The 10,953-nt window shown below is 35.9% G+C and carries 10 protein-coding genes; 7 read left to right on the forward strand and 3 right to left on the reverse strand.

What is annotated here, in order from left to right:
• Positions 1 to 38: 38 nt before the first annotated feature.
• Entirely contained in the window at positions 39 to 1,154 is a 1,116-nt protein-coding gene (locus HQN62_RS01705) for an endonuclease/exonuclease/phosphatase family protein (protein ID WP_173503078.1), read from the reverse strand.
• A 131-nt stretch (positions 1,155 to 1,285) separates the two neighbouring features.
• Between HQN62_RS01705 and HQN62_RS01710 the strand changes: the two genes are divergently transcribed.
• The 6 genes from HQN62_RS01710 to HQN62_RS01735 all read left to right on the forward strand — a co-directional run bounded on the left by HQN62_RS01710 (position 1,286) and on the right by HQN62_RS01735 (position 8,216).
• Positions 1,286 to 2,290, forward strand: a complete 1,005-nt coding sequence (locus HQN62_RS01710; RefSeq protein ID WP_173503079.1) for a S66 peptidase family protein — start codon at positions 1,286 to 1,288, stop codon at positions 2,288 to 2,290.
• Between the two features lie 155 nt (positions 2,291 to 2,445).
• Positions 2,446 to 2,805 (forward strand): YraN family protein, encoded by a 360-nt coding sequence (locus HQN62_RS01715; protein WP_173503080.1) that lies wholly within the window; start codon positions 2,446 to 2,448, stop codon positions 2,803 to 2,805.
• 106 nt (positions 2,806 to 2,911) lie between these two features.
• On the forward strand, positions 2,912 to 3,568 hold the full coding sequence (locus HQN62_RS01720; protein ID WP_111408296.1) for an aspartate kinase: 657 nt from the start codon (positions 2,912 to 2,914) through the stop codon (positions 3,566 to 3,568).
• Positions 3,569 to 3,725: 157 nt separating this feature from the next.
• Positions 3,726 to 5,240, forward strand: a complete 1,515-nt coding sequence (locus tag HQN62_RS01725) for an L-lactate permease (RefSeq protein WP_173503081.1) — start codon at positions 3,726 to 3,728, stop codon at positions 5,238 to 5,240.
• Positions 5,241 to 5,260: 20 nt separating this feature from the next.
• Positions 5,261 to 7,366, forward strand: coding sequence for an FAD-binding and (Fe-S)-binding domain-containing protein (locus tag HQN62_RS01730; RefSeq protein WP_173503082.1), 2,106 nt, complete (start codon positions 5,261 to 5,263; stop codon positions 7,364 to 7,366).
• A gap of 133 nt (positions 7,367 to 7,499) precedes the next feature.
• Positions 7,500 to 8,216 carry a heterodisulfide reductase-related iron-sulfur binding cluster gene (locus HQN62_RS01735; protein WP_173503083.1) on the forward strand — a complete coding sequence of 239 codons (717 nt, stop codon included), beginning with the start codon at positions 7,500 to 7,502 and terminating at the stop codon, positions 8,214 to 8,216.
• 105 nt (positions 8,217 to 8,321) lie between these two features.
• Here HQN62_RS01735 and HQN62_RS01740 read toward each other — a convergent pair whose 3' ends face one another.
• The gene (locus HQN62_RS01740; RefSeq protein ID WP_173503084.1) at positions 8,322 to 9,089 is read right to left on the reverse strand and encodes an SDR family NAD(P)-dependent oxidoreductase; all 768 of its coding nucleotides are present in this window, start codon (positions 9,087 to 9,089) and stop codon (positions 8,322 to 8,324) included.
• A 293-nt stretch (positions 9,090 to 9,382) separates the two neighbouring features.
• Positions 9,383 to 10,312: a helix-turn-helix domain-containing protein gene (locus tag HQN62_RS01745; RefSeq protein ID WP_173503085.1), complete on the reverse strand. Its 930-nt coding sequence runs from the start codon at positions 10,310 to 10,312 to the stop codon at positions 9,383 to 9,385.
• 128 nt (positions 10,313 to 10,440) lie between these two features.
• Between HQN62_RS01745 and HQN62_RS01750 the strand changes: the two genes are divergently transcribed.
• The gene (locus HQN62_RS01750) at positions 10,441 to 10,938 is read left to right on the forward strand and encodes a hypothetical protein (protein ID WP_116796685.1); all 498 of its coding nucleotides are present in this window, start codon (positions 10,441 to 10,443) and stop codon (positions 10,936 to 10,938) included.
• Positions 10,939 to 10,953: the final 15 nt, after the last annotated feature.

Here is a 10,953-nt window from a genome sequence, read left to right on the forward strand (position 1 = left end):
TCAAACTATTAACCTTTGCGCACCTTGCGGTTAGAGCTTTACTTTTTTTCTTTTATCAGATAAACATAAACTGGAAAATGGTCACTAAAACCAATTTCGGTAAGTGAATGCCGTAATGGATAACCTTTGTATTTTCCACTTTTTTGAATTAAAAAGGGTTTGTTGTAAATTCCCGCTTTCCAATATTGTAAGGAGCTGTAATCCTTTTGCAACAGCGAACCAGAAACCATCACTTGGTCAAAAATATCCCAAGAATCCCGAAAAGCAATCGTTCCCAATCCTTTATTGGCCATTTCTTCGAATGGGTTGTAAATCCCAAACTCACCAACTTCCTTCAATTTACCTTTTGCACCGAGTCCTTTTTTCACACTATTATTAAAAGGACTGTCGTTTAAATCTCCCATGGTTATCACTTTGGCATTCGGGTTGATGCGCTGCAAGGAATCTATAATTTTTCTATTCAAAGCTCCCGCGGCTTCCCGATACGGACTTGTTTTCTTTTCGCCGCCCGATCGTGATGGCCAGTGATTGACAATAATATGAATTTCTTCCCCATTCAAAAAACCGGTTACCAGCAATTGGTCTCTGGTATAAACCCGATAATTTTTGGTGTTCACTTGGATGACATCCTCAGTTTCTAAATTCTCCACAGCATCTGTTTTTGGAGTTTCTTTAACTGGCTGTTCTCCTTTATACACATACAATGGAATATTAATGTAACTCGTGGGCTGGAATTGTTTCTTTTGGTACAACAAAGCAACATCAATTCCTCTTTTGTCAGGTGAATCAAAATGGATAATTCCATATTCTTTGTCAATCAATTTGGGCTGTTTGATCAAATCTTCGAGAACATCTTGATTCTCAATTTCGGCACCGCCTATGAATGTTGGGGAATTCGGATTTTCACCTGTACCAATTTCAGATAAAACCCGGGCCAGATTTTCTAGTTTTTGATGGTATTTTTTGGAGTTCCAATGTTGGGTTCCTGTTGATGTCCATTCTTCGTCATTAGTCGTTGGGTCATTAATGGTGTCAAAGCAATTTTCAAAATTGTAAAAAGCAACTGTATGTATCACAAAGGCTTTAGTTTGCGCATTGCTTTTTGAAATTAAAAAAAATAAAATCAGGTAGAAACAGGTTTTTTTGATAGTCATTATTTTCTTAAATAGATTCTAGTTTAGTAAATATAGTAATTTGATTACAATTATTTATTGTCTTTAAGAAATGTATATCTTTGCTTTAAGACAAAATCCATATAACAATTCATTTCGAAAAAAAGTTCCGCATGTATACCAATCCATTTTCTTTTATCCAAAAACAAGGTGCTTTGTATCCACTGCTATTGCTTATTTTTGTTTTACAATCTATAAACAGTCAAGCTCAAACTACTATGATCACACCACCTTATTTACAAAAAGGAGATACCGTTGCCATTGTGGCAACCGCCAGAAAAAACGTTGATGACAACCTAAAACCTACTATAGATTTATTGCATTCATGGGGTTTGGAAGTCGTTGTTGGAAGCACCATCGGATTAGATCTTAATCAATTGGCAGGAACCGATGAACAACGCGCCGCCGATTTTCAACATCAGATGGACAATCAAAATATCAAAGCAATTTGGTGTGCCCGTGGTGGATATGGTACGGTTCGAATGATTGATTTATTGGATTTCACCAAATTCAAACAACACCCAAAATGGATTGTGGGCTTTAGTGATGTTACGGTTTTGCACAATCATCTCAATACGATGGGCTACAAATCGATACATGGCACAATGCCTGTAAGTGTTGAAAGAACAGCTCCCGAATCGATTTCATCTTTGAGAACAGCATTGTTTGGTGATCCTTTGGCATATCAAATCGATCCGTTCCCGATGAATCGTTTTGGAAAAGCTACCGGTGAATTGGTGGGTGGAAATTTATCTATTTTATATAGTTTGTTGGGATCAAAATCGGCTATTGATTGTACCGATAAAATTTTGTTTATAGAAGATCTTGACGAATATCTTTATCACATTGACCGAATGATGATGAACCTGAAACGCAATGGCTGTCTTGAAAGCATCAAAGGAATTATTGTGGGTGGGATGACCAAGATGAAAGACAATGATATTCCTTGGGGGAAAAACGCAAATGAAATTGTTCAAGATGTAACGCAAAAATATAACATTCCGATTCTTTATAATTTCCCAGCAGGACATGTTCACGACAACAGAGCCTTAATTATGGGTAATATCGTGAGTATGGATGTGAATGAGAATTGCAATACTGTGATTTTTCAAAAGTAAAAATGATTTTTGATTGAAGATTAACGATTTTAGATTGCAGATTTGTTGCTGCCGAAATTTTCGCTCCAATCTGAGAATTAAAACTTATTTTCCATTTACTCTCTCTTTTTTCTACTTCTATAATCAAAAATCGTTAATCAAAAATCAAAAACCGAATGGCTTCACACAACGAACTGGGAAAACTCGGAGAAGATCTTGCGGTAGATTACCTTAAAAAAAATGGGTACACTATTCTGGACACCAATTGGACATTCCAGAAAGCCGAAATTGATATCATTGCTCAAATAGAAAATACACTTGCCATTGTAGAAGTAAAAACACGTTCATCTCTCGAATTTGGTTTACCCCAAGATTTTGTAAAACCAAAAAAAATTCAACTTTTGGTAAAAGCCGTAGATGCATACGTAAACGAAAAAGATTTGGATACTGATGTCCGCTTCGATATCATCGCAATCTACAAAGAAGGTAAATCCTTTGCCATTGAACACCTTATAGACGCTTTTTTTCATTTTTAAAGAAATTTAACAATGTTATATTTGTAACAAATTGTTTTTTATGTATATTTGCATCAGTTTTAAAACCGAAAACTAAGTACTAACTACGTAAAAACCACTATACATTATGAAAACAGTTTCCTCAATCGTTGAAAATTACATCAAAACAAAGCCCTTTTTGCTGAATGCATTGTCACTTGGTATTATCAATTTAACTTCTTTGTCACGAAATATTATGACCGAATTGGAAAGTGAATTTGGTAAAGAAGTAAAACAAGGAGCAGTGGTAATGGCTCTGAAACGATTGACCGAAGAGTTAGATTTTAGATTGAATCACAAAATAAATAAAGTAATAAAAAACATTGGAGAAATCACTGTACGTTCTGCTTTGACGGATTATACATTTGCAGTTTCAGACACCGTTTTGAACAAACAAGCCGATTTGATTACTGACATCAATTCGTTACCAGATATTTTTTATACCTCATCCAAAGGAGTGAATGAAACTAATATTGTAGTGAGCAATAGTGTCAATCACTTGGTTGAAAAACATTTTGCTTCTGAAAAATTAATTCAGAAATTGGATAATTTAGCTTCAATAACAGTAAAATTACCTAAAGAGAATATTGTAGTTCCTGGAATTTATTATTTCATTTTCCAACGTTTGGCTTGGGAGGGAATTATCATCAACGAGGTAATTTCAACTTCTAATGAATTTACGATTATGGTTAGTGAAAATGAAGTAGACGTAGCTTTCAAAGTGATTAAAGATTTGAAAAACTAAATCTTAATTAATTTAGGTAAATAGTTCAAAGGCGAGACTCATAGTTTTGCCTTTTTTTTATTTATACTTTTTAAGTAAAATATTATAAATGAATTGATTATATGATTCTTTTTTCATTAATTTTATAAGACTAATTTTTTCGTTAAAATTTACGCCTATGGATTATTTAGCTATTTTCCTTGCCTTAACTCCTGTTTTTCTTTTAATAATTTTACTAGGTTTTCTTAAAATTTCTGGTGACAAAAGTGCTTTATATACTTTGATAGTCACAATTCTTTTGGCAGCATTTGGGTTTAAGTTTTCAACATCTTCTATTGGCCTCTCAATAGTTTACGGCACACTAAAAGCTATTTTTCCGATAATTTTAATCATCATAATGGCAATTTACAGCTATAATGTATTGGTTTATACCAAGAAAATGGAAGTTTTAAAATTTCAATTTTCCAACATTTCCACAGATAAGAGCATTCAGGTTCTATTGCTGACTTGGGGTTTTGGCGGATTGCTCGAAGGAATGGCCGGCTTTGGGACGGCGGTTGCCATACCGGCAGCGATACTGATTGGTTTAGGATACAAACCTTTGTTTTCTGCATTAGTTAGTCTATTGTCCAATAGTGTTCCCACCGCTTTTGGCGCTGTTGGAATACCCGTAAAAGCCGTTGCCATAGAAATAGGCCATACCGATTTACAAAGTTTGGGGAGCGAAGTCGTGTTCCTATTGTCTCCCTTAATGATAATTATTCCTTTTATTATTGTATTTCTAACTGATCCCAGCATAAAATCATTACCGAAAAATATTGCCTTAAGTTTGGTCGTAGGAGCAGTTTCGATTGCTGTTCAATACTATTCGGTTATCTATATCGGGATAGAAACTCCAGCCGTTTTGGGAAGTATAGCCTCGATTATTGTAATCATTATTTGGGCAAAATTAACCGCCAAAAAAGATGATAATACTATCTTGGAAAGCAAAAGTTCCAAAGAGATTATGAACGCTTGGGCTGTCTATGGCTTGATTTTGCTGTTCATTATTGGCACTAGTCCTTTGTTCAACAACTTTAGGACTTTTCTGCAATCTATAGCAGCAACTCCAATAGAGCTAACCATAAATGGATCCGTAAAAACTATCAAGATATTTTGGTTGACAGATGGTGGAGTCCTGCTGTTTTTAGGTTCGGTAATTGGCGGATTATTGCAGGGAGCAAAGTTAAAAGAGCTATTAGGGGTTCTTGGAAAAACGTTTCTTCAATTAAAGAAAACATATATAACAGTAACCAGTCTAATTGTACTTTCCACCATAATGGATTTATCCGGTATGATTGTAGTGTTGGGAACCGCAATCGCCACTGCAACGGGTACTTTTTATCCGCTGTTTGCGCCGGCAATTGGCTGTCTAGGTGCCTTTTTGACTGGTAGCGACACTTCTTCCAATATACTATTTGGTAAACTTCAAGCCCATGTTGCCCAACAAATTGGAGGAGAACCTAGCTGGTTTGCTGCCGCAAATACAGTTGGAGCGACAGGCGGAAAAATCATCTCTCCACAAAGTATTGCTATTGCCACTTCAGCCTGTAATCAACAAGGAAAAGAAGGGGAAATTATGAAAAAAGCACTACCTTATGCCATATTTTACATAATTGTCGCCGGTTTAATGGTGTACTTCTTTGGAAAATAAATATTTAAAATACAAATGCTATGTTAGCTCCTTCTTATCAAAAGTTAAAAGACATTTTATCAGTCTCTATTGATCCCAAACGTATTTTGACCAATCCTTTGCAAACCCTTGCTTATGGAACCGATGCCAGTTTTTACAGACTGATTCCAAAAATTGTGATTCTGGCGCATAACGAAACCGAAGTAATCGAAATTATAAAACAGGCTAAATTACTCGATATTGCTTTGACATTTCGTGCTGCCGGAACCAGTTTGTCCGGCCAGGCCATTACCGATTCCGTTTTGGTAGTTGCAACTCACGGCTGGAAAAATCAGGAGCTTTTTGACAACAATCAAAAAATAAAACTAGAACCTGGAATCATTGGTGCCAGAGCCAATATTTTTCTGGCACCGCATGGTTTAAAAATCGGACCAGATCCAGCTTCGATCGGCGCCTGTATGATTGGTGGTATAGTAGCCAATAATGCCAGCGGAATGTGTTGCGGAACAGCGCAAAACTCCTATCAAACCATAGCGGATATTCGAATTGTATTGCATGACGGAACTATTTTGGACACCGCCGATGCGCAAAGCATTACAGCTTTCAAGAAAAATCAAACTGCTTTAATTCAAGAAATCGAAAGTCTTAGAGATGAAATTAAAGGCAATGAAACGCTTTACAATCAAATCAAAAATAAATTTAAGATAAAAAATACGACTGGTTATAGTATCAATGCCTTGGTCGATTATCAGGAGCCAATTGATATCATAAAACATCTAATGGTGGGATCTGAAGGAACTTTAGCTTTTATTTCGAATGTAACTTTCAAAACAGTCATTGACGAAAAATACAAATCCTGTTCATTGATTTTTTTCAACACGATTCAGGATGCCTGTAATGCCACTATTTTGTTGAAATCAAGTCCTGTTGCAGCAGTAGAATTATTGGACAGAGAATCCATTCGCTCAGTCGAGAATGACGATGATGCGCCTGATTATTTCAAAACTCTTCCCGAATCTGCTTGTGCTTTATTGGTAGAATGTCGAGACAATGATTTGGTTGTTTTAAAACAAAAACAAGAACAAATTCGATTGCAAATTCAATCCATTCCAACTTATACAGAGTATAAATTTACGAGCGATCCCAAACAATATTATTTTAACTGGAAAGCCCGAAAAGGTTTATTACCAACAGTTGGAGGGCTGCGAAAAAATGGAACAACGGTAATTATTGAAGACGTCGCTTTCCCTTTGCCACAACTGGCCGATGCCTGTTTGGAACTGAAAGATTTATTCAAAAAATACGAATACCACGATGCCGTTTTGTTTGGCCATGCCTTAGAGGGAAACCTGCACTTTGTGTTTTCCCAGGACTTTTCGAACCAAGCCGAAGTAGATCGTTACGAAAAACTGATGTCCGAATTGGCTGTTTTGGTTGTTGATCGTTTTAATGGTTCCTTAAAAGCCGAACACGGAACGGGTCGTAATATGGCGCCTTTTGTGGAAAAAGAATGGGGATCTACTGCCTACGAAATCATGAAACGTATCAAAAACATTTTTGATCCCAACAATAAAATCAATCCCGATGTATTAATCAATCCCGATCCCAAAGCACATCTCAAAAATTTAAAACCGCTTCCGGAATGCAACGATATTGTTGACAAATGTATGGAGTGTGGTTTTTGTGAACCGCATTGCGTATCCGAAGGATTGACTTTATCTCCCCGACAACGTATCGTCATTGCACGAGAAATTAGTCGTTTGGAAGAATCTAAAGATGATCCGCAACGCTTGGCCGACATCCGAAAAGATGTGACCTATCAACTGGATGAAACCTGCGCCACCGATGGACTTTGTGCCTTGGCATGTCCCGTTCATATCGACACTGGAAAATTTGTAAAAACTTGGCGTGCCAAAGAACTGGATTCAGGCAATAAAAAAATGGCTGCATATATTGGCTCACACATGGCAGGAACTACATCGATTTTGAGATTTGGATTGAAAATTGTTTCTTTTTTTCACGCCATTCTCGGAACCTCCGTTATGACGGCATTGTCAAATCTATCCCATTTTATCACTTTTGGGAAAATCCCGAAATGGATTCCCGAAATGCCAAAAGGAGCCGATAAAATTAACACGAAAAATTAACCAAAGATTCGCAGATTTCAAATTAAAAGAATAAATCATTGAGAAAAAATAATCTGCGAATCTGCGGTAAACATTGAAAAACAATAAATTCTGTTGCAAAAAAGCAACCGGTATTTGACAAATAAGAATTAAAATGAATACAACCGCTGATTTAAAAGTCGTTTACTTCCCTTCCTGCATCAACAGAAGCATGGGGAAAAATCATTTTCAAGACTCTGATGATCTTCAATTGACCGAACTGACACATCAGTTATTGGTTCGTGCCGGATTTACAATAATTTATCCCGAGTTCATGGACAACCATTGTTGTGGAATGCCTTTTTCGAGCAAAGGTTTTGCCGAAGCCAACCATGAACAATCCGAGGCATTGGAAAACGACCTTCTGAAAGCTTCTGAAAATGGTAAGTATCCCGTTTTGTATGATATGAGTCCTTGTTTTTACCATTCAAAAGAAGAATTTTCGAAAGCCTTAAAAATTGTTGATCCTATCGAATTTATGTTGGATTATGTGATGCCACAATTAGTAGTAAAAAACAAAAAAGATACGATAGCGGTTTTCCCGGTTTGTTCCGTCAAAAAAATTGGAAAAACAGAACAATTGGTGACCTTGTCTAAACTTTGTGCCGAGAAAGTTACACTTATCGACAGCAATTGCTGCGGTTTTGCCGGAGACAGAGGTTTTCTTATCCCCGAATTGAACGAACACGGATTGCGCGATTTAAAAGCTCAAATTCCGACTAACTGCAAAGAAGGTTATTCCACCAGCAGAACCTGTGAAATTGGTTTTGAAAAAATGAGTGGCATTGATTTTAAATCCATTTTTTATTTGATTGAGGAAGTAACGCGGTAAAAGATTCAATACCTATTTGCTTCGTTTGCTCCCTTTCCCTCGGGTCACTAATTTTCATAATTAAAAAAGGATAAAGAATTTTGAGCTCCTTATCCTTTATCTTTTTTACAAATTCACACCCCCCGAAACTTCAATACGTTGTCCATTTACCCATTTGGCATCATCAGTACACAAAAAAGCAACCACACCTCCAATATCATCAGGTAAACCTACTCTTCCCAATGCCGTCAGCGAAGCAATCTGCTGGTTTAACTGCTTGTTATCACGAACCACACCACCGCCAAAATCGGTTTCAATAGCACCCGGAGCCACAATATTCACTCTGATTTTTCTTGCTCCCAATTCTTTTGCTTGGTATTTTGTCAATGTTTCCATCGCTCCTTTCATACTGGCATAGGCAGCATATCCAGGAAATGAAAAGCGGGTCAATCCCGATGAAATATTTACAATTCCACCACCATCATTCATAAGTTCCAAAGCTTTTTGCGTTAGAAAAAATGGTCCTTTGAACTGTATATTAACCAAGTCATCAAATTGAGCTGTGGTAGTTGTTGCAAAACTTTCGTGAAGACCAACACCTGCATTGTTAATCAAAAAGTCGATTTTATCGGTTCCGAATGTGTCTTTCAAAGCCGTCTCAACCTTTTGAAAAAATAACTCAAAACTGTTTACTTCAGCAACATTCAATTGAATGACTACTGCTTTTTGTCCCAATTTTTCGATCTCAGTTACTACACTATCCGCTTCTTCTTTTTTACTGTTATAAGTTAATACAACATCAAGACCTTTTTTAGCAAGATTCAAAGCCATATCTTTTCCTAAACCGCGGCTTCCTCCTGTAACTAATGCTATTTTATTGTTTGAATTTACCATCTTATATTTTGTTTTAAATTGATAGGACAAAATTACTTCAGAAGTGAAGCTCTCCAATTGCAAATATCAATCGATAGTTTGCAAAATTCAAATAGTATAATTCCTTAGCCAAAAAAGAAGACAGCTAAAAACATCCTTTTAAATCTGCAAAATCTGCGTGCCATTATATTATTTTCAAGCAGATTCGACAGATTTTATTTTTAGGAATTCCTTATTAAACAGTTATCCAACTTAAATGAACTTATATTCCTTATCTGGTAAAAAAAAGGGTTGGCCTTACATCTCTTATTTGTTTAAACTCTAAAAGCTATAGGAGTAAATGCTGTTTGCTTTTTGAAAAAATTAGAAAAATGTGCCAGCTCTTCAAAACCTAGTGAATAGGCTATTTCCGAAATGTTCCAATCCGTTTCTTTCAATAAAATTTTGGCCTCATGAATCAACCGGTCGCTTATTAATTCGGTGGTTGTTTTTCCTGTATTTTCCTTTAGAACTTTATTGAGATGATTGACGTGAATGCCCAAACGAGCTGCAAAATCTTTAGCCGATTTTAATTCCAAGCGTTGACGAGGCGATTCAATAGGGAATTGTCTTTCGAGTAATTCTGCAAATAAGGAAGAAACCCTAGCCGCCGAATTATGCTTGGAATACAAGGCTGTCACGGGTTGCAGTTTTTGTCCAAAATGAATCAGCTCCGCCACATAGTTCCGAATCAAATCATATTTATACACATAATCCGAATTGATTTCTTGATGTATTTTTTTGAAAATCAAATCAACAGCAACAGTATCATCTTCCGTTAACTGAAAAATGGGATAACCATCCGTTTTAAAAATAGGTAGTTTATCCAAATCTATCCCGCTTTTGTCCTTAGTTAAAAACTCTGTGGTAAAAACACAGAAATGTCCGGATTGTTGGGTCTCCTGCGGAACATAATTATAAGGAATTTTGGGTGTAGCAAATAAAAGTGCATTTTCTTCTATTTCGACTATGCGGTCGGCATACTCCACTCTGTTTTTGCCTCGAATCAAGCTTATTTTATAATAGGCTCTTCGGTCATAAGGCATAAAAGACTTTTCCTTTAGCCTTTCATAAAGTTCTTTGATATTGAAAACATTGAAATGTCCAATTTCTTTTTGAATATCCTTGGGTAATAATGAGCTTGTTTCTATACTGGAGTCACCGGAAATTTCCTGGTAGAAATCCTCTATTGATTTTGATTTCATGGAAAATGAATTTGTAAAAATCAAATATACGATTATTTACAACTAACTGCTTTCCCCATTTTAAAATTAATAAAGTCAAACATTTTTCATATTTTAGCTTAAATTATTAACCTACAACCAAATAAATTATGGAAGAAAAATACGTTGTTAATCAAACATTAAAAAGGATTGAACCTATTGAAAAGAAATGCAGCTTCTGCCGAAAAAAAGAAATGTCATTGATGGACAGCTGTTTTTTCCAAACCCTTTATCTTGAACAAAAAAGAGCTAATTATCTTGTGGTACGAAAAGTAAATTTTAACAAAGTATCTATTGGTGTTCCCAGATGTGAAAGTTGCAAATCCATACATGATGAATCGGGAACAAAGGCCAAAAAATATATTTTTATCGCAGCTGGTATAATACTTGTTTTGCCAATGTTGTTCTCTTTCAGTTTGGATACTTTAACAAGCGCAATTATACCTGCTTTAATTGTTTTAGTTGCCGGTTTTTTGCTTAAAAATTATATTACTGAAAAAATAGTTTTTAATACCGATATTCTTTCTGAAAAAGTCGGCGCTGAATACAGCGTAATCGTTCAGGAATTCCTTGAGGAAGGTTGGCAATACGAACAACCAGAAGCTTAAAAACCCTTTACATTA

This window comes from Flavobacterium sp. M31R6 (genome assembly GCF_013284035.1).
Classification (GTDB): domain Bacteria; phylum Bacteroidota; class Bacteroidia; order Flavobacteriales; family Flavobacteriaceae; genus Flavobacterium.